This window comes from Ruegeria sp. L12, assembly GCF_056531745.1.
Genome location: NZ_JBQFMH010000026.1, coordinates 1 through 25,064 on the forward strand (window position 1 = coordinate 1; position 25,064 = coordinate 25,064).

Sequence of the window (25,064 nt, forward strand, 5' to 3'; positions counted from 1 at the left end):
AATCGTGGCCGTATCGCTTGGGATTGCCGCAGGCCTGTCCCCAACTGCAAATGCCGCGCTGAACCCGCTGATTCAGATCTTCAAACCGGTCTCGCCTCTGGCCTGGTTGCCGATCGTGACCATGATCGTCTCAGCCGTCTACGTCACCAATGACGGCTGGTTCGCGAAGTCTTTCTTGATCTCAGCCATCACCGTCACCCTATGTTCGCTGTGGCCCACGCTGATCAACACATCTTTGGGTGTAGCCTCCATCGACAAAGACCTGGTGAATGTCTCCAAGGTGTTAAAAATGAACACCTATACCAAGATCACCAAACTGGTGCTGCCCTCGGCCCTGCCGCTGATCTTCACCGGACTGCGTCTGTCGCTGGGCGTCGGCTGGATGGTTCTGATTGCGGCTGAGATGCTGGCGCAGAACCCCGGCCTGGGCAAGTTTGTTTGGGATGAGTTCCAGAACGGCTCCTCCAGTTCCTTGGCCAAGATCATGGTTGCGGTCTTCACCATCGGCATCATCGGCTTCTTGCTGGACCGAGTGATGTACGCGCTGCAATCCCTCTTCACTTTCACGAACAACCGGTGAGCGCGATGAGCATTCTGAGCTTCAAGAACGCTTCGAAATCTTTCGGTGAAGGCGCCGCGCGCACGGATGTGTTGAAAGACATCGACCTTGACGTGCAAGAGGGTGAGTTTCTGGTAATCCTCGGTTTCTCGGGCACCGGCAAGACGACCCTGATCAATCTGATGGCCGGGCTAGACACCCCAACCGGCGGAAAGGTCACGTTCAGAGGCACTCCGATCAAAGGGCCGGGCCCTGAGCGTGGCGTGATCTTCCAGAACTACTCTCTGATGCCGTGGCTGACGGTCAGCGGCAATGTAGGTCTGGCGGTGGATACGGTTTATCCTGGCCTCAGCAAGGCGAAGAAAGCCGAGAAAGTCGCGCATTATGTGCAGATGGTGGGCCTCAGCCATGCCGCAACGCGCCGTCCGGCGGAACTGTCCGGCGGGATGCGCCAGCGGGTCAACGTCGCGCGCGCCTTGTCGATGAACCCCCAAGTTCTGCTGCTGGATGAGCCTTTATCGGCGCTTGACGCGCTCACCCGCGCCAATCTGGCGAATGAGATCGAACACATCTGGGAAGCCGACAAGAAAACCTGTGTCCTTATCACCAATGACGTGGATGAGGCGATCACTCTGGCCGACCGTATCATTGCGCTGAACCCCGATGGGACTTTGGGGCAGGAGTTCCGCGTGTCGATCCCACGTCCACGGGATCGGGGTGCGATGAACAACGATGAGACCTTCAAACGCCTCCGCGCTGACGTCACCAAGTACCTTATCGATGTGGGGGTCGAGGCAAAGGTCGAAGGCTCGCGCACCCTGCCCGAAGTGACTCCAATTCACGACGTGCCGACTGCGGTGGCAGAGGCGCAAAAGGGGATGATCCAGGACCGTTTCCTCGACTTCTCGCAACTGCACAAGGTTTATCCGACTCCCAAAGGCCCGCTGACCGTCGTTGATGACTTTGACTTGAAAATCGACAAAGGCGAGTTCATCTCGCTGATCGGCCATTCGGGCTGCGGTAAATCCACGGTTCTGACAATGGCCGCCGGGTTGAACGACATCTCGAAAGGCGCGATCAAGCTGGATGGCCGCCATGTCGAGGGGGCCGATCCTGAACGCGCTGTGGTATTCCAGTCGCCCAACCTTTTCCCATGGCTCAGCGCCAAGGAAAACGTCGCGATTGGGGTGGATAAGGTCTATCCAAAGGCCAGCATTGCCGAGCGGCAAGACGTGGTCGAATACTATCTGGAGCGCGTTGGACTGGCCGATGCGATGGATAAATCCGCCTCAAATCTATCGAACGGCATGAAGCAACGTGTCGGCATCGCCCGCGCCTTCGCCCTGTCGCCCAAACTTCTGCTGCTGGACGAGCCCTTCGGCATGCTCGACAGCCTCACGCGCTGGGAATTACAAGAAGTGCTGATGGAGGTCAGGTCCCGCACCAAGGTCACCGCAATCTGTGTGACCCATGATGTAGACGAGGCGATCCTGCTGGCCGACCGTGTGGTGATGATGACCAACGGCCCTCAGGCAACCATCGGCAAAATCACGAAAGTCGATCTGCCGCGTCCTCGCACCCGCAAGGCGCTGCTGGAGCACCCGGATTACTACGCCTACCGGCAGGAAGTTCTCGATTTCCTCGAAGAATACGAACACGGCGCCAAGCCAAAAACACCCGCCCCCAAGGCGATTGCAGCGGAGTGAACCCATGAAACAAAAACTGGTCGTCATTGGCGCAGGGATGGCCTCGGGCCGGGTGCTGGAACACCTGACCGACAACGCACCCGATGCGTATGACATCACCCTGTTCAACGCCGAGCCGCGCGGGAACTACAACCGCATCATGCTCAGCCCGGTACTGTCGGGTGAGAAAACCTATGAAGAAATCGTCACCCATGACGACGACTGGTATGCCAAACGGGGCATCACTTGCCGATTTGATGAGAAGGTGGTGAAGATCGACCGCGAGATGAAGGTGGTCGAGGGTGAGAATGGACATGTACCCTACGACAAGCTGATTATTGCGACCGGTTCGAACCCGTTCATTATCCCTTTGCCCGGTCATGATCTCGATGGCGTGATCGCCTATCGCGATCTGGAAGACACGCAGCAAATGATGGGTATGGGTCCGGACAATAAGGTCGTTGTCATCGGCGGTGGTTTGCTGGGTCTCGAGGCCGCGGCGGGGATGGCGGCGCATGGCGTCGACGTCACCGTCGTACACATCATGGGCCACCTGATGGAGCGTCAACTGGACGAAGCCGCCGGCTACCTGCTGAAGAAGTCGTTGGAAGACAAAGGCATCAAGATCTGTCTGCAAGCGAACTCCAAAGAAATCCGCGGGGAAGACGGAAAGGTCCGCGCTCTGTTGCTGGATGACGGCACCGAACTACCCTGTGATCTGTTGGTCATGGCCGTCGGCATCCGCCCCAATACGGCTCTGGCGCAAGAGGCAGGATTTGCCACAGGGCGCGGTATCCATGTGGATGACCAGATGCTGACCTCAGACCCGGATGTTTACGCCGTCGGCGAATGTGTCGAGCATGACGGAGAGGTCTTTGGCCTCGTCGCGCCACTCTATGATCAGGCGAAGGTTGCGGCAAAGTCGTTGCTGGAGGAAGCAGCCGCTTTTGTTCAAAAAACCCTCTCGACCAAACTGAAAGTCACAGGCTGCGATCTGTTCAGCGCAGGCGACTTCGCCGATGGTCCCGGACGTGAGGACATAGTGTTCCGAGACCCCTCGCGCGGGGTCTACAAGCGCCTTGTAATCGAAGAGGATCGTTTAGTAGGCGCCGTTATGTATGGCGATATCGCCGATGGCAATTGGTTCTTCGGTTTGATCAAGGACGGCACCAGCATCGAAGAAAGGCGTGAGACGCTGATCTTCGGCCCGGCCTATCAGGGGGGCGACACTGTGGACCCTCTTTCAGCCGTTGCAGCATTGCCGCCTGAGGCGGAGATTTGCGGCTGCAACGGCGTATGCAAAGGCGACATTGTCGAGGCGATCAACGCGGGTGCCAGCGATCTGGGCGCCGTGCGTGCAAGCACCAAGGCCAGCGCATCCTGCGGGACATGCACAGGACTGGTCGAACAGGTGTTGCAAGTCACTCTCGGCGATGAGTTCCAAATGCCAACGGCGCAACCAATCTGTGGATGCACCGATCTGACCCACGAGGATGTTCGGCGTCTGATCAAAGGGCAGGAACTGAAAAGTCAGGCCTCAGTCTGGCAGGAACTCGGCTGGACAACGCCCAACGGTTGCCATGTCTGCCGTCCGGCGATCAATTTTTACCTGCTGGCCGATTGGCCTCTAGAGTATCAGGACGACCCGCAAAGCCGGTTCGTGAACGAGCGCAAGCATGCCAATATCCAGAAAGATGGCACCTTCAGCGTTGTTCCGCGTATGTGGGGTGGCATTACCACCCCCGATGAATTGCGCGCCATTGCCGATGCAGCCGACAAGTACGATGTGCCGACGGTCAAGGTTACAGGCGGCCAGCGGATCGACCTGCTGGGCGTGAAGGGTGAGGATTTGCCCGCCATCTGGTCGGATCTGAACCAGGCCGGTCTGGTCTCGGGCCATGCCTATTCCAAAGGCCTGCGCACCGTCAAAACCTGCGTCGGAACGGATCATTGCCGGTTTGGTACGCAAGACAGTACCGGCCTCGGTGTCAAGCTGGAGAAAATTCTGTGGGGCTCATGGACACCTCACAAACTGAAACTCGCCGTGTCGGGCTGCCCGCGCAACTGTGCCGAGGCCACTTGCAAGGACATCGGCGTGGTTTGCGTGGACTCAGGCTTTCAGATCAGCATCGGCGGCGCAGCAGGGATGGATGTGAAAGAGACAGAGCTGCTCTGCCAAGTGACGATCGAAGAGGAAGCCATCGAGGTCGTATTGGCCGTCACGCAGGCCTATCGCGAAGGCGGTAAGTATCTGGACCGTCTCTATAAATGGCTGGGAAAAGTGGGCATGGACTGGGTTAAAGCGCATGTTGTGGACGACCTTGAGAACCGCGCTGCACTGGTCGAACGGTTCGAACTGTCTCAAAGCATTTACCGCAAAGACCCATGGGCTGAGCACGTAAAAGATAGGGCGAAGACCTACGTCCCTATCGCAGATTTCACTTTGGAGGCCGCGGAATGAGCTGGATCGACATCGGACATATCGATGAAGTACCTCTGCGCGGCGCGCGTTTGGTGAAAACCCATGTAGGCTGTATCGCCGTTTTCCGCACCGCTGAGACTGAGGTTTTTGCGGCCACCAACAGCTGCCCTCACAAAGGTGGACCACTGTCCGAGGGCATCGTGCATGGCCAGTCGGTGACTTGTCCTCTGCACAATTGGGTCTTTGACCTGAACACGGGCGAGGCGCAGGGCGCGGATGATGGCCGCATCTCCACCTATCCCGTGCGCCTTGAAGACGGTCGTATCCTGCTGAACGATAGCGCGGTTGCCCGGCGGAGCGCAGCTTGATGGACGGAACTGGCCTGCCCGAGGTTCGCTCGACCTGCGCCTATTGCGGCGTCGGTTGCGGAGTTCTGTTACGACCAGACGGGGCCGGCGGGCTAGCGGTTCGGGGCGACCCGGACCATCCCGCGAACCACGGGCGTTTGTGCTCGAAAGGGCTGGCCTTGGGCGAAACCGTGGGTTTCGAGCATCGACTGCTGGCCCCGCGTGCCTTTGGTCAAGACACCAGTTGGGACCACGCGCTGCAACTGGTCGCCGACCGGTTTGCCGCCGCAATCAAGGACCACGGGCCGGACAGCGTAGCTTTTTACATCTCGGGTCAATTGCTGACTGAGGACTACTATGTTGCTAACAAATTGATGAAAGGCTTCATCGGCTCAGCCAATATCGACACCAACTCGCGGTTGTGTATGGCTTCAACCGTAGCGGGGCATAAACGCGCCTTCGGGACCGATACGGTGCCAGGAACTTATGAGGACCTGGATCAGGCTGACTTGGTTGTGCTTGTGGGTTCAAACCTCGCCTGGTGCCATCCCGTTCTCTATCAGCGGATCATAGCGGCACGTCAGACACGAGGGACAAAGATTGTGGTTGTTGACCCTCGTCGAACGGCGAGCTGCGATCAAGCCGACCTCCATTTGCCACTGCGGCCGGGTAGCGACGTGGCGCTGTTCAATCGCTTGCTAAGCAGAATTCACCAAACTGGACATGTAGCAGCAGATTTTCTGGATCGCAGTGTTGGGTTCTTCGAGGCCCTTGATTTGGCGCAGCTTGACGATCCTGATGAGACAGGGCTTAGCCCTGATGAGATTGAAGCGTTTTGCGATCTGTGGATCGGTACCGAACGGGTCGTCACGATCTTTAGTCAGGGTGTGAACCAGTCTTCCAGCGGAACCGACAAAGTCAACGCGATCTTGAATTGTCATTTAGCCACTGGCCGGATTGGCCGCGAAGGGATGGGGCCGTTCTCAGTCACAGGTCAGCCTAACGCAATGGGCGGTCGAGAGGTGGGTGGCCTGGCCAATATGCTCGCTTGCCATTTGGACATTGAAAACGAAGACCATCGTCAGGCAGTTCGACAATTTTGGAGTTCGCCTAAGATCCCTCAGAAGCAAGGATTGAAAGCGGTCGATCTGTTTCGTTCGATCGAGGACGGTCAGATCAAGGCATTATGGATCATCCACACCAACCCCGCAGCTACCATGCCAGACGCGGACAGAGTGAGTGCTGCAATTGAAAGTTGCCCATTTTCAGTCGTCAGTGACCTGACTGCGCGGACAGATACCGCGCGTTTCGCAGACGTGTTGCTACCAGCGGCGGGGTGGGCAGAAAAATCGGGAACTGTAACCAACTCAGATCGCACAATCAGCAGACAACGTGCCGTCTTAGCGCCTCCGGGGCAAGCGCGTCCAGATTGGGATATCTTGGCCGAGGTAGGCCGCCGGATGGGGTGGGAAGAGGCATTTAGCTACGAGTCCCCGGTGCAAATTTTCAGGGAATATGCAAAAATGTCTTCGCTTGCCGTGTCTTTTGGCAGGGACTTTGAGATTTCCGAGTTTTCCGACATTGATGACGAAGACTATGAGGCGCTGATCCCTACACGATGGCCGACGACCTCTCGCGCTACAGATGGGCGGTTCTTTGGCAATGGACAGTTTTTTCATTCTGACGGCAAGGCCCGGTTTGTGCCAGTCATCCATCAACCGCCTGAGGCAGAACCTTCAGAGCCGTACCCTTTCCTGCTAAACACAGGGCGAAACCGGGATCAGTGGCACACTATGACCCGGTCCGGTTTGTCGCCGCGATTATCGGCCCATCTTGCCGAACCTTATGTGGAAATGAACCCAAAAGACGTTGATCAACTGGATCTTAGTTCTGCCGATTTAGTCGAAGTAAACAGTCCAGTCGGAAGCGGCATATTTCGGCTTCGCATCACTGAATCTATTGCGCCTGGCAATGTGTTCGCGCCCATTCACTGGACTGGAGAAACGGCCCCGGCCGCCCGTGTAAACGCCATAGTTCCCAGCGTTACTGATCCGATTTCCGGACAACCGGAGAGCAAGTCAACAGCGGTATCTGTACGACGTATGCATGCTGCATGGTACGGTTTCGCCGTTTCAGCTGAAGCAGCGTGCCCTTGGGCGGAGTATTGGGCAGCTGTAAAAACAAGCAACGGCTACAGAATGGAGTTAGCGGGGAAACAGATCGTAGAAGACTGGGAAAAGACTGCGCGCGATTGGTTTGGGTTGCCGGATGCAATGGTGACTTCAGTACAAGATCCCAAACGCGGCTCGTACCGAATTGCGCTCTCAGACGGGCGGCAAATTTTGGCAGCGCTCTTCGTTTCTCGCCAACCGACAACACTGATGCGGGACTATTTAGCAACTTTGCCTGAGGTAGCGCCCCAACAGATTCTCTCTGGTCGGTCCTCTGCTGATTCCGAAGACTGCGGACCAATCGTCTGTTCGTGTTTCGAGGTCGGTCTAAATACCATAATCCGCGCTATACACGACAGGCGATTGATGGATGTTGATAGTGTCGGAGATGCTCTTCAGGCTGGAACGAATTGCGGGTCCTGCCGACCAGAATTGGCTGATTTGGTCACACAACATTCTAAATTGATCCTCCACAAACCGAAGAACTGCCCGCAAGAACAATCAGCATAGTCTCAGGATCGCATTGAACAGGACTGCGGTCTGTTTTGGTTGGCTCTGATAGCAAGTTCGGGTTCCAGTCATTTAATACAAGATATGTAGTTGGAACTTACTAACCGGTTGGAACAATCCGGTCACACCGTGGCTTCGACCTGCGCTAGAGACCTAAACAAGTGTCCAAGTTTCGCGTTCCCGCGAATGTTTCATGTGATGCGTGGCACAACAGCTAAATCGACTGAAGCCGAATGACGGCTAAGGGCCGTCCTCATCTGAACAACACGGATCTGCCGCTTAAATGCTGCGCTTGCTCCGATGTCGGGAGCAAGAGCTTCTTTTGCGCCGAAGCATTCGGGCGAGATGCCGAAAGAAGAGGTTCGCCTCAAACCACTTGTTCCGACATGTTCTAGGAAGTTCTAAGAAGCCGAATACAGATTTGAAGCCGTCGTGCAGCCGAAATAGCGGCCTCTGATGCGGCGTTCAACGCGGTACAGATCGTTAGAGGCGGGATCGTGGATCGGCTGGCCGTTCGGCTCAATGTCATTTGTTGTGCCTACCATTTTGGCAGTATCTGAAGCGTAGTGCTATCGCACTCAATCCCCTCTGTTATTGAATAACAAATTGGACAGGCACTAAGGTTCGGACTTGGGTGTCGATCTATCGACAACTACGAATTCTATTCCGGCTCTCAAAAAAGGTAGAAAGGTGTGTCAATGAAGCGGGTTGTCTTGGTGTTGGCTGTTTTGTTGCTGACGGGATGCGTGTCAACCGCGGTTCCGCCATCGGCACCCATCCCAAATCCCGGTCGCGCGAGTGCACAGGTCAGTTCACAGCAGGCACAAGTGAGGTTTCAGCAGGTCGCCTCTCGAATTGAACCCGTCGCAGAAAGAGAATGTCGCCGCCAAACTCGGGGAGTGAATTGTGACTTTTTGATCCGAATTGATCCAAACAAAAAAGCACCCTCAAACGCGTATCAGAGTTTAAGCAAGACTGGACGCCCCGTTATCACAATGACCCAAGCGCTGACACGAGATGTGAACAATACCGATGAACTTGCATTTGTTATGGCGCATGAAGCCGCGCACCATATTCAAGGTCATTTGGCGCGGCGTGCTCAAAACGCAGCCGCAGGTGCAGTTATTTTGGCGGGTCTGGCAACAATAGCCGGGACTGGACCGAATGACATTGCCGCAGCACAAGACCTTGGAGCCTTTGTTGGTGGGCGCAGCTATTCGAAGGACTTCGAGCTGGAAGCTGATCGGCTAGGCACGGTGATAGCCTACAAAGCGGGCTATGATCCACTCAAAGGTGCGCTCTACTTCGCACGAGTTCCTGATCCTGGTGATCGGTTTCTAGGGACGCATCCTCCCAATGCTCAACGATATTATGCGGTGCAAAACACAATGGCCCAGATCGGTCAGTGACCAATTTGATTTTATAATTTGCACGGCCGTCAAGCGCGAGTTCGAGCAATCTATTCTCTCGCGCAAGCAGCGAATGGCAGGTTCGATGAGCTGCACCGCAGCATTCACATGTCGCGCTTAACGGCGGGATTGGGCCGCCCGCGATCGGGCCCTGAAACGATCCTGAGCACATGCTGCACGGCCTCCGATGTCCACAACGATGCAGGTTTCTCGGACGCCTTGTGCGACGTTTGAGTAGCGCGTGGCGTTGTCTGGCGTCGGAGAAGCGCTCAGGCACGAAATCGCGGGGTTGGGTTTGTGTGGACCGGTTGGGTCTAGGGGATTTGGAGGCTTGAGTGCCTTGGATCCGACTGCTCGGGCTGGGTTCGTGGTGGCCGGTGAGAGCATGCCCTTCGTAGGGCGCGGTGGTTTTTAGCCGTCCTGCGTTGCGTTCCCTTGATATCTGCGTTCCGAGGACCAATGAGGGCTGGATTTGGACGAGCGGGATGGGCCGCAGCCAGCACGGTGTGCGGTTGTGGTCGCAAACTTGGGACTGAGGCGCGGGGTTCATGCAGCAGCCCTCGCAGATCCTGGCGGCGCTCTGGGATGTTGCGCGGGCGCGAAGGTGTCGACGATGATCAATCGGCCACCGCATCATGGGCATGGCATCGCGAGGACGCGGGTGGGCGCATCGGCACTCTCGATCGTGTCATCGCGAGCGAGACCTGGAACTGGTGTTTCGTCTCCGAGCAGGTCCCTGATCCGGGCGATATTGGCGGCACGGGCGCCGTTGCCGAAGAAGCCGTAATGGCGAATGCGGTGCTGGCCCTTTGGCAGGACATGGATCAGGAACCGGCGGATGAATTCCCCGGTTGCGAGCGTCATGGTGGTATGCCGTCCGGCGCCATTGACGCGGTAATTCTTGACGCGGAAGGTGACGGTGGTCTCATCGAACCGGATCAGGCGACTGTTGGATATCGCGATGCGGTGGCTGTAGCGCGATAAGTAGGCCAGCACCGCTTGTGGCCCGGCGAAGGGTTCCTTGGCGTAGACAACCCAGTCGAGCTGGCGCAACGGGGCCAGAAAGGCACCAAATGCTTTGGAGTTGGCAAGTTCCGCATGATCGCCGAAGAACTGCAGTTTCCCGGCTTCTTGCAACTTGGCCAGTCCTTCCAGAATGAGCCGCCGGTGACCGTGTTGCACGGATCGTTTCATCGGCGTAGCCAGTTGCTTGATTTAATGACGGGATGGCGGGATGCCTTTCAAGCACAACGCGACGCGGCGGGACAAGTTTGAGAAGGCCAAGTACCGGGTCACGAACTGGCCTGAGTACAACGAGGCGCTTCGCCAGCGTGGTGATGTTACGGTCTGGTTCAGCGAGGATGCGGTGTCCGGGTGGTGCGCCCCAAGGTCGGGGAAACGTGGTGGTCAGCGGCAGTATTCTGACCTGGCGATTGAGACCTGCCTGACCCTGCGCGCCGTCTTCGGCCTGCCGCTTCGGCAAACGCAAGGGTTTGTACGAAGCCTACTACGGCTCATGCAGATCGACGTTCCCGTTCCGGATTTTTCCACGCTCTGCCGGCGCGCGCAATTGCTTCGGATCACACCGAACACCCGGCCCACGAACGGCCCAGTGACGCTGATCGTAGACAGCACAGGGCTTCGCGTTCACAGCGGTCGAGACTGGATGCAAAAGAAACACGGGTTACCGAAGGCCCTTAAAACATGGTGCAAACTGCACATCGGCTTCGTTCCCGAGAGCGGGGAGCTTATGGCCTCCTGCCTGACAACCGAGCACATCGGAGACGCCGGCGCACTGCCCGAATTGCTGGCTGATGTGGCAAGTCCTGTTCATCGTATCATCGGCGACGGTGCCTATGATGGTGCGCCGACCACAGCGACGATCCGGCAGGCGTTGGGATCGGATGTCGAACTGATCGTACCGCCGCCGAAGAATGCCGTCCCAGGTGATTGCAAAACACGCAACGCCCATATCGACATGATCGCCAAGGGAGGTCGTATGGCTTGGCAGAAGGCCACTGGCTATGGCCAAAGATCACGCGGCGAGGCCCAGATCGGGCGCTACAAACAGGTCATCGGACCGGAGCTGCGCAGCCGCAAAATGGAGAGTCAGACAACCGAAACCAAGATCGCTGTCAAAGCCCTCAACCGCATGACCCATCTCGGTCGTGCGACCTATGAACGTGTCGCATAACGAACCGGGGAAAGGGGCAACTGCGGCCCAGCCGCTATTCGTGCAACACAGTCCCACGGCACTAGCTTTGGCGGCAATGGCCGTTCATTCGCCAGTTCAGGCGGAAGACCTGGAATTCCTGCTCTATAATGACAGCAGTGCCGACCTGGTAGAATTCAACGTCTCCCCCGCATCGTCCGACGATTGGGAAGCAAACCTTTTGGCGGGTGGTTATCTCGCCCCTGGATATGAAATTGGCGTGGATATCGCAGACGGGCTGACGACCTGTGTCTATGATATACGTGGCGTCTTTGTCGATGGCTCTGAAGCCGAAGACTATGAACTGAACCTGTGTGATCTGGGTGAATACACATTCACCGACTAGGTATAGTGGAAACGAAACGGCGAAAGCTCCGAGAAGTTGGGGCTTTCCATAAACATTTGATAGGGTTGCCACCAATCAGGCTGCTCAATCTGAATTGAGCGCAAACTGACATTCGCGATTCACTATGCGGACCAAAGAGTAAGGTACCCAATTATTGAGAACGCTCGTACCCTTGGGTCAAATCTTTGCCAGCACTCCAATGAGCTCACAACCCAAAGTTATTTCGTTTTAGGAGAACAACTTGACCGAACATGTAACTCTCAGAGATGGTAGAACACTCACATTCAGCATTTACGGCGATCCAAACGGAACACCAGTGATTTTTAGCCATGGGTTTTCCGACTCTCACGTCATTCGTCACCCTGACGACAACCTGACCGCGTCGCTTGGAGTGCGTTGGATTGCAGCGGATCAACCCGGTGTCGGAGGATCGAGTCCGAAGAAGGATCGGAAAATGGTCGATTGGGGCGCTGATATGGAGGATCTGGCTGACCATCTTGGCCTCGATAACTTCAACGTCGCGGGCCATTCCGGAGGCGGTCCTCACGCATTGGCGGTAGCATTTCACATGCCCGAACGGGTGCGCAAGGTTGCGCTCGCTTCGCCTGTGGCACCATTCGATGAGCCCGGCGTTACCAAATTGCTGGTGCTGAAGGATCTGAAGACCATCGCGAAACTGCGCCATCTGACATTGTTAATCCGCTGGGCAGAGCGTATGGGCGCTAAAAGTGCTTTGAAGGACATTCCTTCATATGTGGAATCTGTCGTTGATCAAATGCCCAACGAAGCCAAAACAATACTCCGCAATCCGGAGCAGCAAGCCTTATTCGAAGAGAACTTTCGTCTTGGTTACCAACAACACGAGGAAGGTGTTTTCGAAATGACGATGGCTCTTTGGGACTGGGGGTTTTCGCCAAAGGAAATTCGGCAACCGGTGGAAATGTTTTATGGTACTGCGGACGACATTATCTCAGCGGAAATGCCTCGACACCTTTGCTCTGAGCTTCCCAACTGTACAGCGCACGAATGGGTGGACGCAGGACATTATGGGTTTGTGGACCGCGAACGGTGGACCGAATTTGTCGGCGCAGTTGCCAGTCTGTCGTAGCAAGGCAAAAGTAGCAATTTCCGCGGAATGAGTTTGGGTTTCGGTCGAAATGCACGGCTTCTTTCAACGTCTGCTTTTGGAGAGTTGCACCGCAGCATCGGACGAACTGGGCTTTCTTGAGATATTGGCTGCAGCGTCGATGATTGGCCGCCACTCATTTTGGGTCAGTAATGCTTGACGTTTGGGTCAGAATTGAATGACGCGATTTACCCATTTGTTGAGGTTTTGGCTGTCGATTGAGTCAAATATCAGTGACATTCCACATATCCTTGTCAGGCGACGCATAGTTCTGCCACCAGCGACAGAACCTTGCCATTTTCGCCTCACTTCCTTCATCCAGCACCTAGACCGATTTCCATGATCCTGACTTCACTTTTGGGAAAATCAGGGCTGATTTGCAGATCAGACGCCGAAGGCGCGTGTTCCTGCTGATCTGCCACGTGGCGAACGCGGATGGGCGCGGATTTCAGACGCCGACCACCGACCTGCAGCACATGGGCGAAGAAGAATCGCCGTGGGCATTTGTCGAAAGTCGCTAGTTGAGACGGCGACATGCGGGCAATGCCATCAACCTCCAGTGTGAAGCGTTCAGCGTCACCGACGACATCTCTTACCTTGGAAGTCGGGTTTTGATCGGCCAGTTGGCCCGAGATTTCGTCAACAAAGCTGGACCGGCTCTGCCGATGACCGTTGGACTTCATGTTCGGCGCGTAGAGGAACAGACCGTCTTCGGCCCGAGATAGCGCTACGAAGAACAAACAACGCTGTTCCTCATCATTGCCAGCATCTATTGCGTCGCTTCACGGCGCAGATCTTTGACCTCCGTCGAGGTCGCCGCACGAGCCGTATCGCCAGCAAGGCGTTTCTTCCCAGCTTCGAGGAACTCCTTGGACCAGCTGTAATACAAGCTCTGCGCTCTGCGCTATGCACTCGCTGCGACACAGCTCTGCAATGCTGTCCTCGCCCTTCAGGCCGTCCAGCACAATCCGGATCTTTTCTTCCACTGAATACTGCTTGCGTGTGGCGCGGCGGATGTCTTTAACGACCTTCTCGCCGTGGCTCTTACGCGTTCCGGGTTTCTGTCTCATCTCCACTCCATGGTGGTTACGATGTGCCAGAAACCCTCTCTTATCAAATCGACTTAAACTGTCCCATTGGTGCTGACGTCAGACATGACTTATTGGTCCGCTTGAGTATGCAAACAGAGAAACCACCAGACGGTTTCGGCCTGGCTATCTCATCAGGATGTTTGATTGCCGGTTTCGCGGCTTTGCAACCCGCTTTGCGATTATGGCACAACTCTGTCGCGGCCTGTCCAAGAGGATTCAATGTATTCAATTAGTGAGTGGCAATCAATTATGGTGTTGTTAAATATGTAAAATCCCTTTGGGCGCAGAAGTCCCAACGGTATTGTGAATATTTATGCTTTCTAAATATACAAATTCTCCTCTCAATCTTCACCGCTATGTTAGCGTTATCGCTTTGAGATTGACGCTTGTTCTTACCGGTTAGCCGGCACCCAGCACAATTTGCGAAGCATTTAGCGTTGCCAACCCAATTGGACCGGCAGCCAAGGAACATACACTGGAGGAAATATGTCCCTTTTGCAGACCATTACCCGTAGAGCCGCCTTGCTTTCTGTCGCCGCTGTCGCACTAACTGCCGGGACAGCGTATGCAGGCGATGTCAAAATTGGCTTTCTGCTGAAAACCATGCAGGAAGAACGCTACAAGCGTGACCGCGCCGCGTTTACTGCGAAAGCTGAGGAACTGGGCGCCGAAGTTATCTTTGATTCAGCGAATAATGACGAGCTGACGCAGCTCGCGAAATTCGAAAACATGCTCGCCAAGGGAGCAGATGTCATCGTGTTGCAGCCCGTGAATACCGGCACTGCCGGTAGCATGGTCAGCATGGCAAACAGCGAGGGTGTGCGTGTTGTCGGGTATGACTCAATGCTCGTGGATGGGCCGCTGGATGCGATGGTGATGCAAGACAGCTGGGCCGTGGGCCGCTTGCAAGGCGAAGCCATGGTCGAATGGCTGCAGGAGAAGAATGGAGAGGTGTCCGGCAAAATCGCCTTGATTCAAGGTCAACCGGGCGACTCCAACGCGATTGCCATGAGCAGCGGTGTGTTGGAGATTGTCGAAGCGAACCCGGGGTTGGAACTGGTAACAAATCAGGCGCATGAAGGTTGGTCATCTGAGAAGGCCATGGCGACTGCAGAAAACACGCTGACCTCTAACAGCAACAGCATCGACGCGTTTATCGCCAACAACAGCGGCATGGCCCGTGGTGTTATCGCGGCATTGGAAGCACAGGGGCTTGCGTCATCAGACAAAGTATTTGTAGCCGGATCCGATGCCGACCTTGCAAACATCCAATACGTGGCGCAAGGCAAGCAGGCTGTAGAAATTTGGAAACAGATCGATCCACTTGCGGAAACCGCGGCAGAAGTTGCAGTGGCGTTGGCTAATGCGCCGGACACTGCACCTGCTGATCTGGTCGAGGTGGACAAGGTTATCAACAACGGCTTCACCGATGTGCCAACAATCGTGACCCCGATCACGCTTGTGACACAGGACAACATCGATGACACGATCATCGCTGGCGGCTTCTACTCCAAGGAAGAAGTCTACGGGAACTGATACCTGGGACTGTTTCCTGAAGGAGGGCGTTTCGCCATCTGGCTAACTATGCGTGTACTCCCCGCGCGCGGCTTGATGGTGCCCTCCTTCCTTAAACCCCTTGCGGCAAAACTGCCGGTCAGGGTGGGGAGTGACCGAAACACCTTTCTGAATGTGATGGGAAAAAGCATGTCTGAAGTCGTCCTGAAAATGCAGGGTATCATCAAGGATTTTCCCGGTGTTCGCGCCCTGAACAATGTCAATTTCGAAGCCCGCTCGGGCGAGCTTCTGGCGTTGATGGGAGAAAACGGAGCGGGCAAATCCACGTTGATGAAAGTGCTCAGCGGCGTGTGGCCCTATCCGACCTACGAAGGCGATATTTTTCTACGCGGCGAAAGAGTCCGGTTCGCGAATACGAAAGAAGCCGAGGCGGCCGGCATTGGCATCATCTATCAGGAACTCAACCTGATCCCCGGTTTGTCGGTTGCCGAAAACATCTTTCTGGATCGCCAGTTCACCGATGCCAAGGGCAGGATCAACTGGAACCAAACCTTTGCCGAAACACAAAAGCTGCTGACCGAACTGGGTATCAACGACATTCGCCCGACCGATCTGGTGCAGAACATCACCGTGGGCAAACAGCAGATGGTCGAGATCGCCAAGGCCCTGTCGCTTGAGGCCGAGATACTGGTGCTGGACGAGCCGACGTCGGCGCTGACGGATAAAGAGGTTAAGGATCTCTTCCGTATCATCCGCAAGCTGAAAGCCGATGGCGTCTGCATGTGCTACATCTCGCACAAAATGGAAGAAATCGAGCAGATCGCCGACCGGATTGCGGTTCTGCGCGATGGTCAGACCATCGGTGAAGTCACACCTATCGCGGATATCACGCTTGATCAGATCATCGCCCGAATGGTCGGGCGCGACATCAAGGATATGTTCCCCAAGGTCGATTTCACGCCGGGCGAAGTGACTTTGGAGGTCGATAATCTGTCCGTCACAAACCCCGACCTGCCCGGCAGTTATCTGGTCAAGAATGCCAGCTTCGTTGCCCGCAAGGGCGAGATTCTAGGCATTTCCGGACTTATGGGCGCGGGCCGAACCGAACTGGTTGGCGGTGTATTCGGCGCCTATCCCGATCAGACCACCGGCGAGGTGAAGCTGAACGGGCAAAAGCTGGATATCAAATCTCCGAAGGACGCAATCGATGCTGGCATCGCATTGCTGACCGAGGACCGAAAGGCGCTGGGTTTGTTTCTCGACAAATCCATCTCCTTCAACACGACGATTTCCTCGCTTGAGACGATCAGTTCCAAGGTTCTGGGCATTATCAACACCCAGCAGGAACGCAAAGTCGTCAAGGAATATGTTGAACAGCTTGGTGTCAAAACACCCTCGATCGACACGGTGATCGGTACGCTCAGCGGCGGCAATCAGCAGAAGGTCATTCTGGGTAAGTGGCTGAACTCGCGCCCTGATGTGTTCATCCTGGATGAACCCACACGCGGGATCGATATCGGCGCCAAGGTCGAAATTTACAAGCTGCTGAACGAACTGGTCCAGCAGGGTGTCACCGTCATCATGATTTCTTCCGAACTGCCCGAGGTTTTGGGCATGTGCGATCGGATTCTGGTGATGTGCGAAGGCGAGATCGTGTCGAACTTTGAACGGGACGACGCGAAGAAAGAAGCAATCATGGCGTATGCCACCGGCAGCGCATAAGGGAGGAAGCAAATGAGTGCTGACAGCAACGTTGCAGGTGTTGGCGTCAATGGCGCCAAGGAAAACCACCTGATAAACTTCATAAAGGACAACGCGACGCTAATTGCGTTGATCGTGCTTGTCGTCGGGCTCAGCTTTGCCGACGACGCGTTTTTCACCGCGAGGAACCTCAGCAACCTGTCCCGTCAGGTTACCATCATCGGGATCATTGCCGTAGGCATGACAATGGTCATTCTGATTGCAGGTATTGACCTATCCGTTGGCTCTGTCGTCGGGTTATCAGCGGTTGTCTGTACGCTCATGATGCAATGGGGTGTGCCGACAATATTGGCGGTGCCTGCAACCCTTTTGATCGTGGGTGTCGGAATAGGTCTGTGGAACGGGTTCTGGATAGCCAAGTTCAACATACCACCATTCATCATAACCCTTGGAATGCTGACCATTGCACGCGGTTTGGCTCTGACCCTGACCAACGGCAGTTCTGTACCGGTAACGAGTAATGTGTTTCCATTGATTGGTGGTGCTTATATCCCGCCGATGATGTCCAGTATCGTGCTGATCGTGTGTGCTGCGTTTGCTGTTTATTCGATCTTCCGGGATGTTCAGCAAAGCAAGGCGCATGGCGTCGAAGTGAATATGCAGGAACTGTTGGTCAACGGGGCGGTGATGATTGGTGGTTTTGCTTTGGCCTTCCACGTGTTCACCAGCTACAAGGGGATCCCCGTTCCTGTTGCGATCTTTGCAGTCATTGCATTTGCCGGGATCTATACGCTGAACAGCACCCGCTTTGGCCGCCGCCTCTATGCGCTTGGCGGAAACGAGGATGCGGCTCGCCTGTCCGGCATCAACGTCGTCCGCACCAAGATGATTGTCTATACGGTCATTTCGGTTCTGTCGGCGCTGGCTGGTATCATTCTGGCCTCGCGTCTGAACGGTGCCTCGCCCAACCTTGGAACCATGTTCGAGCTCGATGCGATTGCGGCGGTTGTTATCGGCGGTACCAGCTTGGCCGGTGGCTCGGGCAAGGTGAGCGGAACCATCATCGGTGCCCTGCTGATCGGGGTCCTGAACAACGGTATGAGCCTGCTTGGTGTGGTCACGTTCTATCAGTTGATCATCAAGGGCCTGATCATCATCCTCGCCGTCTGGTTCGATGTGATGCAGAAAAAATAATGGTGCTGGCCTGCCCCCGGTCACACGCACCGGGGGCAACGCCAAAATCCCCGAAAACTTGAATGACAGTTGGGAGGTAAGCGATGGTCCAGTCCATTTTAGCAACCTTACGCACAGACGGCCTCAGAGCTTTGGGTTTGGCCGGCCTTCTATCCGCATCGCTACCAATGATTGCGGCAGCGCAGGACAACGCTACTATCGGGTTCCTGCTCAAGACCATGCAGGAAGCCAGATACCAGACTGACAAATCCCTGTTCATCGCACGCGCGGAATCCCAAGGCGCAGATGTGATCTTTGACAGCAGCGGCAATGATCCATTGCGTCAGTTGCAGCAGGTTGAGGAAATGCTGGAATCGGGGGTGGACGTTCTGGTCCTGCAACCCGTCAACACCGCAACCGCTGGTGCCCTTGTTGATCTGGCCCACGATCAAGGCGTCAAAGTGGTCGGGTACGACTCGATGCTGCAGGACGGGCCGCTTGACGTCATGGTCATGCAGGACAGTTGGGCTGTCGGCCAGCTTCAGGCCGAAGCGATGGTCGAGTGGCTGAATGACACCCGCGGTGAGGTCAAAGGCCGTGTCGCCCTGATCCGCGGTCAACCTGGTGATGCCAATGCCGAAGCGCTCAGCAGTGGTGTGTTGAAGGTCATCGCCGATAATCCGGGTCTCGAACTTGTTGCGGATCGTAGCCACGTGGACTGGTCTCCGGATATGGCCAGAGACACTGCCGAAAACCTTCTGGTCGAATATGACAACGACATCGATGCATTCATTGCCAATAACAGCGGGCTTGCTTTCGGGGTTCTGGCAGCATTGTTGGATGAGGATCTGGCATCGGCGGATCAGGTCTTTGTTGCCGGTTCAGACGCTGATCTGCGGAATGTCCAGATGGTCGCAAACGATGTGCAGGCGCTGGAAATCTGGAAGCAAATCAAACCTTTGGCCTATGAGGCGGCGGATATTGCCGTGAAAATTGCGCAGTCTCCGGATGCGGAAGTTAGTGATTTGATCGGAGACCATACGCTAATTGACAACGGTTTCGCGGAAATCCCGACGGTTATCACCCCTGTTTTCGCAGTGTCAAAAGATACGATCAACAGCACGGTGATCGATGGCGGGTTCTATACCAGCGAACAGATCTATCAGAACTGAAGCTGCTATAATCACGCATACGCCCGTCGACAAAACAGCGAATAAAAGCAAGGGACCGAAATGTCTGACAAGATCAATGTCGCAGTCCTTGGCCCGATCCCAAGGGACAATATCACCAGCTATCAGGGTGAGAAATTCAATAAATTTGGCTGTGCGGTCTATACAGCGGTCTGTATGTCCTCGCTGGCCGGTCCGGGTTCACGGATCAACGTCGTCAGCCATGTGCGCAGGTCGGACGTCGATAATGTTCGCACCTTGCTGTCTGAGTTTCCGTATCTGGATGTCAGCCATGTTACGGGCGACGCTGATCAGGGCGCGGTGATCGATCTGGTTTACATAGACCAAAACCATCGCAACGAAACGCAAACGGGTTTCATGAACCCGATCCTGCCCGACGACATCGAAGACCTGATGGATTGCGAGGCTTTCGTTTTCGTTCCGATCACGGATTTCGAGGTTCCGTTGGAAACGATCCGATACATCAAGGCCAACAGCGATGGTCTGGTTGTATTTGATGCGCATGGTCCCACCAGCGGGTGTTCAGCACATGGCGAACGGTATCATAAATTCTGGATCGATAGAGATCGCTGGCTTCCGCATATCGACCTTCTAAAGATGAATTTGGAGGAGGCTCAATGCAGTTGGTTCAAGGGAGAATACGGTTCTGACGAGTTGCAGGAAATAAGCGAACTCACGATGGACCAGTTGCCCAAGTTCGCCCAACACTGCCTGGATCTGGGCGTCAAGGCGCTCTACGTCACGCTGGATCAACACGGCTGCGCCGTCTACCACAAGGATGCAACCGGCCGGATGCGGGAACATCTGGTCAAGCGAGTGCTTGTCGAGGATGTGGTCGACACCACGGGCTGCGGTGACAGCTTTGCTGGTGGCTTGGCTTTTGGCTACCTCAAGACTGGCGATTTCGTCAAAGCCTGCCAGTTCGGAAACTGTGCAGGAGCGCAGCGCTGCTCGAGCAGCGAGCTGGATGTCTACGGATCACTGGAAGAAACCGAACGTCAGATTGCCGAAACCTACGGCGACTGATTTATCCGAAATATCACCCGAATGGAGCCCTGACATGCAGACAATGCTGAGCAGTAGCGACTGGCTGATCGAAGAAACCCAACTCAATCTGGATGAAGCGAACTTCAAGGAGACCATTTTTACGGTCGGCAACGGCTATCAGGGCACACGTGGGTCGCTGGAAGAGGGCCACAAAGGAGAGCTGTCTGGCACCTATCTGGCCGGTGTTTACGATCACCATGACTCGACGGTGATCGATCAGGTCAATGTGCCGACCTGGCTGCCGCTCCGGGTCCGTGTCGAAGGTGAAATTCTGGATGTCCAAACGTGTAAAGTGGTCGAACACAAGCGCGTGTTGGATCTGCAGACCGGATTTCTCCACCGAGATACGGTGTTTGAAGATAGCAAAGGCCGTCGCACTCGCATCACCAGCATCCGCTTTGCGAGTTTTGCCGATCAGCACATCTGTGGCATTCGCCTGATCGTCACTCTCGAAAATCACTCGTCCGAGATCACTGTCGAAAGCGCCCTTGATGCCCAACGGTACAATCTGGACCGCCTGCCAGCTTATCAGGGAAATCCGGTCTTCCACCCCGAGGTAAAATGGGAAAAATGGGCCAAAAGCCGACACCTGAAGGTCACTCAGTCACATGCAAGCAGCGATGCGTCCTATATCGAAGCTCTAACTCTGGACACTGGCATTTCGATTGGCATGGCGTCTGCCTTGGATCTTCCTTCCTTCAGCGAGTTCAAAGGCGCAAACCGTGATTATGAGCGGGTTTCGCAAACCGTTTCTGTCGAGGCGCTCAACGGGCAAAGCCTGACCTTCGAAAAGCTGGTGTCGATTTACACATCGCGAGATCTGAACGGCGCGGAATTGGCGGCCAAGTGCGAAGCCTCCCTTGAGACCGCGCATGCCAAAGGGTTCTCCGCATGTCTAAGCGAAAGTGCCGCAGCCTGGCGCAAAAAATGGGATTCCTGTGATTGTGTGGTGACCGGTGATCCTGAAGCAACGCGGGCGATGCGCTTCAACATATATCACTTGCTTATAGCAGCCAACGAAAACGACCCGCGCGCGAATATCGGCGCCAAATCCATGTCTGGGGAAGGATACAAAGGTCACGTTTTCTGGGATACCGAGATATTCCTGCTGCCGTTCTACATTTTCACGCAGCCGGAGACGGCCAAAGCCCTTCTGAAATACCGTTACAACACGTTGAACGGCGCACTTGAGAACGCCCGATTGAATGGGCTTAAGGGCGCGCAGTACGCATGGGAATCTGCCGATACCGGAGTGGAGACAACGCCAAAATGGACAGCAGACGGTGCGAACCGTATCTGGACCGGAGAAGAAGAGATTCACGTCACCGCATGCGTGGCATATGGCATCCTCAGTTATGTTGCGGCGACCGGAGACAGAGATTTCCTTCGCGATTTCGGTGCCGAGGTTTTGTATCAAACCAGTCGGTTCTGGATCAGCCGGCTGGAATGGAACAAAGACAAGGACCGGTACGAGCTGACAAACGTTATCGGGCCGGACGAGTTCCACGAACATGTCGACAACAACACGTTCACCAACCGAATGGCGAAATGGCACCTGGAGCAATCGGTGCGTGTTTTCAAAGAGTTCAGCAAGGCTTCGTCAGCGGTTCATGACGAATTGCGGATTCGGTTAGACTTAACAGAAAAGGAAGTGGATAATTGGTTGGAAACGGCCGAAAAAATCTATGTTCCCTTTGACCCGTCCCGCAATCTGATTGAGCAATTTGAAGGATATTTCCAGCTCAAGGACATTCCCATCACCGAATGGGACAAAAACCGCATGCCGGTTTACCCCGAAGGGCATGACCACTTTTCACTAAATGGCTCGATGCTACTTAAACAACCGGATGTGATCATGTTGAACTATCTCTTACCTGATGAGTTCTCGGATGAGGTCAAAGCGGCAAACTACGCGTTTTACGAGAAACGTACGATGCACAAGTCTTCACTTAGCCCTGCCATTCATTCGATCATGGGGATTGAAGTCGGCGACATCTCTTCGGCGCATCGCTATTTCGAACGCTCTGCCTTTGTTGATCTGGTCAACAATCAGGGTAACACGCAAGACGGTATGCATATCGCTTCGGCCGGTGGTACCTGGCAGTCGCTTGTTTGTGGATTTGGCGGGTTCCGGGTCAAGCACGGCGAGATGACGTTCAAACCCTGGCTGCCCGAGGCATGGTCCGGAATCCGGTTTAACCTGAAATGGAAAGGGAATGACGTCATGGTCGCGATTTCCCACGACGAGTGCCGGTTTAAGTTCATCGCTCCGCCCGGCACAAAAGAAACGATCGAGGTAATGGGTCATCCTGTTACCTTGATTGCAGGAGAGGAAGTGGTCTTTGCGCCGCAGCCAGCGTGACAACCAAGATTATTCTCACAGGAATGGTCAAGGGGTGCCGAGGTGCTATCGTCAGTCTGCAAGAGCCTCGGCAACGCGCGTGTGCAGTTGTTCCGCCGCCGCGTGATCGATGAGCAATTCGTTGACAAGCCCTCGGGTGATCAATTCGAATATCGTATCACCTCGTTCCTTCTGAATCGCGACGACCACAACCCCACTTTGGTTGGGATCGTCAAACGCCCGATCTGCGATGGCCTTGACATGCTCTGTTTTGATTCCGGTCCACAGCCCGTTCAGCTCGTCAATCAGGTCCATCTTGGCCTGTGAAATTTCGGTTCTCGGGATCAAAATGCCGCCAAGGTCCCCGACAACTAATTGCCGAAGATCGTCAGCCCTTAACCCGCCTGCCTGAACCAGTTCTTCAAAGCTGCCCAGAACCGGAGTGCTTGAAGATCCAACGCTGGAAATCAGCATATCCATTTTGCCAATCAATGCGTCTGGACCCGAAAACACGCGGTGAAATCCCGGGGTGTCAGAGATGTACTGCCAAATGGAACGGCGCATGGTTTCATCGTAGTGACGGGGTATGTATGCCGGGAAACCCGTTAGCTGAGGGCTATCCTCTGGCTGGTCGTTAAATAGCTCATCAAACGTTCCGGCAAGCCGGCTGGCAGAGTATCCGTGCTGAGCCAGTGACATCAATTCTGCGCAAACTGCTGCAAACTCAGTCTTTTGCGATTTATCTATGGGTTGCCTTGAGGCTGCAATCCCGTCTGCCAGAGACTTGATTGTTCGACCCCACGCAACGCCGATGACGTTCGATTTCTCGATCAGTTCTATCAATCGTCCGGATGCGGTTCGTCCAAACCTGGTACGGCGCTGTGACAGCGCAGCCTCGGTGTTCCCCGGGCCGCTTTCAAACACCCCAAGCCGAGGCGGTCTGAGGTTGTTCTTGCTGCAATATCGTTTCAGATCAGAATTAAGTCCAGTAGGTGCCAGCAATTCATCCATCTGGACAATCCACTCGTCTGAGAATTGTTCTTTGACGAAGCGTTGTTCGATTACCAGGTAGTTTTGGCGTTCAGCGTGTTTCAGCAACCGCGATACGTGCGGTTGAGAGAGGCCTCCAAGAATGGCTCCGATCTCTACCTGTGACATGTTGTGCGTCGCGCGCATATAGGCAGCGCACTGGGCGCGTTCTTCAAATGGAAGTTTTTTAACGTCGATCATTTGACCCAACAATGTCTGGTAACACGAACCTGGTAGTGTGAATAATTATGCCAGATAAACATTCACATGCCAGATGATTGAAGAAAATTCCCTACATGCTACGTGTTTCTGGCACAGGCTCGAACCAGGAGATTCAGCATGCCGATCAAAGGACTGATCTTTGACCTCGATGGTGTTTTGGTCGACACCGTTCCTGCGCATTTTTTGGCATGGAAACGCATGTTCGAAGAGTACGGATATGAGTTTGGAAGGGCGGAATACCGGCGGCTGGTCGATGGACGCCCACGTTTTGACGGCGCGCGCGCGGTCATGACCCGGCATTCGGAAAATGAAGTCAGATCCGCCGCAGACAAAAAAAATGACTATTATGTTGAAATGATCGAGCGAGGAGAATTTCGTGTCTTCGATGCTGCTGTGCACCTCGTAAGACAATGCCAGTCCGAGGGTTACGGGCTGGCGGCTGCTTCCAGCAGCGCCAATGTCCGAGCCGTTCTTGAAAAAGCCGGTTTGTTGGATGCCTTTCCAGTTGTTATCGGGGGCGATGATGTCGAAAAAGGAAAACCCAACCCTGATATATTCCTCACCGCCGCCAGCGGGCTGGGGCTGGAAGTGGATGAGTGTGTCGTGATCGAGGATTCCTCCTCCGGGGTCGAAGCCGCAAAGAATGGTGGTTTCTACTGCGTTGGTCTCCTTCACGAAGATCACGAGAGTGAACTTACCGCCGCGGACTGCGTCGTTTCTTCGCTGGCCGAGATCGATATTGAACAGATAGATGGATCTAGGTCTGAGCGGTCGGTTTGAGTACTGTGTAGCGATATAGAATTGGATTTCTTGGGGGCAGATAGCAAACTGCACCCAAGATTCAGTATCGTGTACTCAACCTCTCGTAACTTCGGTGTCCGAACAGGACTATTGGCCGACTGTGTTGCACGAATAGCGGCTGGGCCGCAGTTGCCCCTTTCCCCGGTTCGTTATGCGACACGTTCATA

18 protein-coding genes and 2 pseudogenes are annotated in these 25,064 nt (G+C 55.0%); 16 read left to right on the plus strand and 4 right to left on the minus strand.

The annotated features are described in order from the left end of the window. The 6 genes from ACR0K9_RS20655 to ACR0K9_RS20680 all read left to right on the plus strand — a co-directional run. On the plus strand, positions 1 to 580 hold a 580-nt coding region (locus ACR0K9_RS20655), incomplete at its 5' end, for an ABC transporter permease (protein ID WP_480825900.1). Positions 581 to 585: 5 nt separating this feature from the next. After that, entirely contained in the window at positions 586 to 2,265 is a 1,680-nt protein-coding gene (locus ACR0K9_RS20660) for an ABC transporter ATP-binding protein (RefSeq protein ID WP_480825902.1), read from the plus strand. Positions 2,266 to 2,269: 4 nt separating this feature from the next. Beyond that, positions 2,270 to 4,705: a nitrite reductase large subunit NirB gene (nirB, locus tag ACR0K9_RS20665; protein ID WP_480825904.1), complete on the plus strand. Its 2,436-nt coding sequence runs from the start codon at positions 2,270 to 2,272 to the stop codon at positions 4,703 to 4,705. Beyond that, complete coding sequence (gene nirD, locus ACR0K9_RS20670; RefSeq protein ID WP_480825906.1) at positions 4,702 to 5,034, plus strand: nitrite reductase small subunit NirD; 333 nt, start codon at positions 4,702 to 4,704, stop codon at positions 5,032 to 5,034. Before nirB ends, nirD begins: the two co-directional genes overlap by 4 nt. Beyond that, a complete protein-coding gene (locus ACR0K9_RS20675) occupies positions 5,034 to 7,694 on the plus strand; it encodes a molybdopterin-dependent oxidoreductase (protein ID WP_480825930.1) in 2,661 nt (886 codons plus the stop codon). Before nirD ends, ACR0K9_RS20675 begins: the two co-directional genes overlap by 1 nt. A 698-nt stretch (positions 7,695 to 8,392) precedes the next feature. Then, positions 8,393 to 9,103, plus strand: coding sequence for a M48 family metalloprotease (locus ACR0K9_RS20680; protein ID WP_480825908.1), 711 nt, complete (start codon positions 8,393 to 8,395; stop codon positions 9,101 to 9,103). A 546-nt stretch (positions 9,104 to 9,649) separates the two neighbouring features. Here ACR0K9_RS20680 and ACR0K9_RS20685 read toward each other — a convergent pair. Next, a pseudogene (locus ACR0K9_RS20685) lies at positions 9,650 to 10,273 on the minus strand (IS91 family transposase); the annotation flags it as partial. Positions 10,274 to 10,337: 64 nt separating this feature from the next. On the opposite strand from ACR0K9_RS20685, the gene ACR0K9_RS20690 reads away from it, so the two are divergent. The 3 genes from ACR0K9_RS20690 to ACR0K9_RS20700 all read left to right on the plus strand — a co-directional run bounded on the left by ACR0K9_RS20690 (position 10,338) and on the right by ACR0K9_RS20700 (position 12,769). After that, positions 10,338 to 11,297, plus strand: a complete 960-nt coding sequence (locus ACR0K9_RS20690) for an IS5 family transposase (protein ID WP_480825910.1) — start codon at positions 10,338 to 10,340, stop codon at positions 11,295 to 11,297. A gap of 40 nt (positions 11,298 to 11,337) precedes the next feature. Then, positions 11,338 to 11,661, plus strand: a complete 324-nt coding sequence (locus ACR0K9_RS20695; protein WP_480825912.1) for a hypothetical protein — start codon at positions 11,338 to 11,340, stop codon at positions 11,659 to 11,661. A gap of 241 nt (positions 11,662 to 11,902) precedes the next feature. Beyond that, on the plus strand, positions 11,903 to 12,769 hold the full coding sequence (locus ACR0K9_RS20700; protein WP_480825914.1) for an alpha/beta fold hydrolase: 867 nt from the start codon (positions 11,903 to 11,905) through the stop codon (positions 12,767 to 12,769). Between the two features lie 332 nt (positions 12,770 to 13,101). Here ACR0K9_RS20700 and ACR0K9_RS20705 read toward each other — a convergent pair whose 3' ends face one another. Both ACR0K9_RS20705 and ACR0K9_RS20710 read right to left on the minus strand, forming a co-directional pair. Beyond that, on the minus strand, positions 13,102 to 13,527 hold the full coding sequence (locus ACR0K9_RS20705; protein WP_480825915.1) for a PD-(D/E)XK nuclease family protein: 426 nt from the start codon (positions 13,525 to 13,527) through the stop codon (positions 13,102 to 13,104). 38 nt (positions 13,528 to 13,565) lie between these two features. After that, positions 13,566 to 13,857: pseudogene (locus tag ACR0K9_RS20710) on the minus strand (transposase); the annotation flags it as partial. 507 nt (positions 13,858 to 14,364) lie between these two features. On the opposite strand from ACR0K9_RS20710, the gene ACR0K9_RS20715 reads away from it, so the two are divergent. The 6 genes from ACR0K9_RS20715 to ACR0K9_RS20740 all read left to right on the plus strand — a co-directional run bounded on the left by ACR0K9_RS20715 (position 14,365) and on the right by ACR0K9_RS20740 (position 22,866). Then, complete coding sequence (locus ACR0K9_RS20715; RefSeq protein WP_480536600.1) at positions 14,365 to 15,414, plus strand: sugar ABC transporter substrate-binding protein; 1,050 nt, start codon at positions 14,365 to 14,367, stop codon at positions 15,412 to 15,414. A gap of 168 nt (positions 15,415 to 15,582) precedes the next feature. Next, positions 15,583 to 17,115 (plus strand): sugar ABC transporter ATP-binding protein, encoded by a 1,533-nt coding sequence (locus tag ACR0K9_RS20720; RefSeq protein ID WP_480825917.1) that lies wholly within the window; start codon positions 15,583 to 15,585, stop codon positions 17,113 to 17,115. 12 nt (positions 17,116 to 17,127) lie between these two features. Continuing rightward, the gene (locus ACR0K9_RS20725) at positions 17,128 to 18,288 is read left to right on the plus strand and encodes a sugar ABC transporter permease (RefSeq protein ID WP_480825919.1); all 1,161 of its coding nucleotides are present in this window, start codon (positions 17,128 to 17,130) and stop codon (positions 18,286 to 18,288) included. An 83-nt stretch (positions 18,289 to 18,371) separates the two neighbouring features. Continuing rightward, positions 18,372 to 19,439, plus strand: coding sequence for a substrate-binding domain-containing protein (locus ACR0K9_RS20730; protein ID WP_480825921.1), 1,068 nt, complete (start codon positions 18,372 to 18,374; stop codon positions 19,437 to 19,439). A gap of 60 nt (positions 19,440 to 19,499) precedes the next feature. Continuing rightward, positions 19,500 to 20,483 carry a carbohydrate kinase family protein gene (locus tag ACR0K9_RS20735; protein ID WP_480825923.1) on the plus strand — a complete coding sequence of 328 codons (984 nt, stop codon included), beginning with the start codon at positions 19,500 to 19,502 and terminating at the stop codon, positions 20,481 to 20,483. Beyond that, on the plus strand, positions 20,389 to 22,866 hold the full coding sequence (locus ACR0K9_RS20740) for a glycoside hydrolase family 65 protein (RefSeq protein WP_480825925.1): 2,478 nt from the start codon (positions 20,389 to 20,391) through the stop codon (positions 22,864 to 22,866). The genes ACR0K9_RS20735 and ACR0K9_RS20740 overlap by 95 nt, the downstream gene beginning before the upstream one ends. A gap of 51 nt (positions 22,867 to 22,917) precedes the next feature. On the opposite strand, the gene ACR0K9_RS20745 is transcribed toward ACR0K9_RS20740, so the two are convergent. Continuing rightward, positions 22,918 to 24,075, minus strand: coding sequence for a sugar-binding transcriptional regulator (locus ACR0K9_RS20745; RefSeq protein ID WP_480825927.1), 1,158 nt, complete (start codon positions 24,073 to 24,075; stop codon positions 22,918 to 22,920). 138 nt (positions 24,076 to 24,213) lie between these two features. On the opposite strand from ACR0K9_RS20745, the gene ACR0K9_RS20750 reads away from it, so the two are divergent. After that, positions 24,214 to 24,876 carry an HAD family hydrolase gene (locus ACR0K9_RS20750; protein WP_480825929.1) on the plus strand — a complete coding sequence of 221 codons (663 nt, stop codon included), beginning with the start codon at positions 24,214 to 24,216 and terminating at the stop codon, positions 24,874 to 24,876. Positions 24,877 to 25,064 lie beyond the last annotated feature (188 nt).

Coding starts and splice junctions, on each gene's coding strand:
- ACR0K9_RS20680 (WP_480825908.1), top strand. CDS start 8,393: ATGAAGCGGGTTGTCTTGGTGTTGGCTGTTTTGTTGCTGACGGGATGC.
- ACR0K9_RS20690 (WP_480825910.1), top strand. CDS start 10,338: ATGCCTTTCAAGCACAACGCGACGCGGCGGGACAAGTTTGAGAAGGCC.
- ACR0K9_RS20675 (WP_480825930.1), top strand. CDS start 5,034: ATGGACGGAACTGGCCTGCCCGAGGTTCGCTCGACCTGCGCCTATTGC.
- ACR0K9_RS20725 (WP_480825919.1), top strand. CDS start 17,128: ATGAGTGCTGACAGCAACGTTGCAGGTGTTGGCGTCAATGGCGCCAAG.
- ACR0K9_RS20750 (WP_480825929.1), top strand. CDS start 24,214: ATGCCGATCAAAGGACTGATCTTTGACCTCGATGGTGTTTTGGTCGAC.
- nirB (WP_480825904.1), top strand. CDS start 2,270: ATGAAACAAAAACTGGTCGTCATTGGCGCAGGGATGGCCTCGGGCCGG.
- ACR0K9_RS20735 (WP_480825923.1), top strand. CDS start 19,500: ATGTCTGACAAGATCAATGTCGCAGTCCTTGGCCCGATCCCAAGGGAC.
- nirD (WP_480825906.1), top strand. CDS start 4,702: ATGAGCTGGATCGACATCGGACATATCGATGAAGTACCTCTGCGCGGC.
- ACR0K9_RS20660 (WP_480825902.1), top strand. CDS start 586: ATGAGCATTCTGAGCTTCAAGAACGCTTCGAAATCTTTCGGTGAAGGC.
- ACR0K9_RS20745 (WP_480825927.1), bottom strand. CDS start 24,075: ATGATCGACGTTAAAAAACTTCCATTTGAAGAACGCGCCCAGTGCGCT.
- ACR0K9_RS20730 (WP_480825921.1), top strand. CDS start 18,372: ATGGTCCAGTCCATTTTAGCAACCTTACGCACAGACGGCCTCAGAGCT.
- ACR0K9_RS20715 (WP_480536600.1), top strand. CDS start 14,365: ATGTCCCTTTTGCAGACCATTACCCGTAGAGCCGCCTTGCTTTCTGTC.
- ACR0K9_RS20720 (WP_480825917.1), top strand. CDS start 15,583: ATGTCTGAAGTCGTCCTGAAAATGCAGGGTATCATCAAGGATTTTCCC.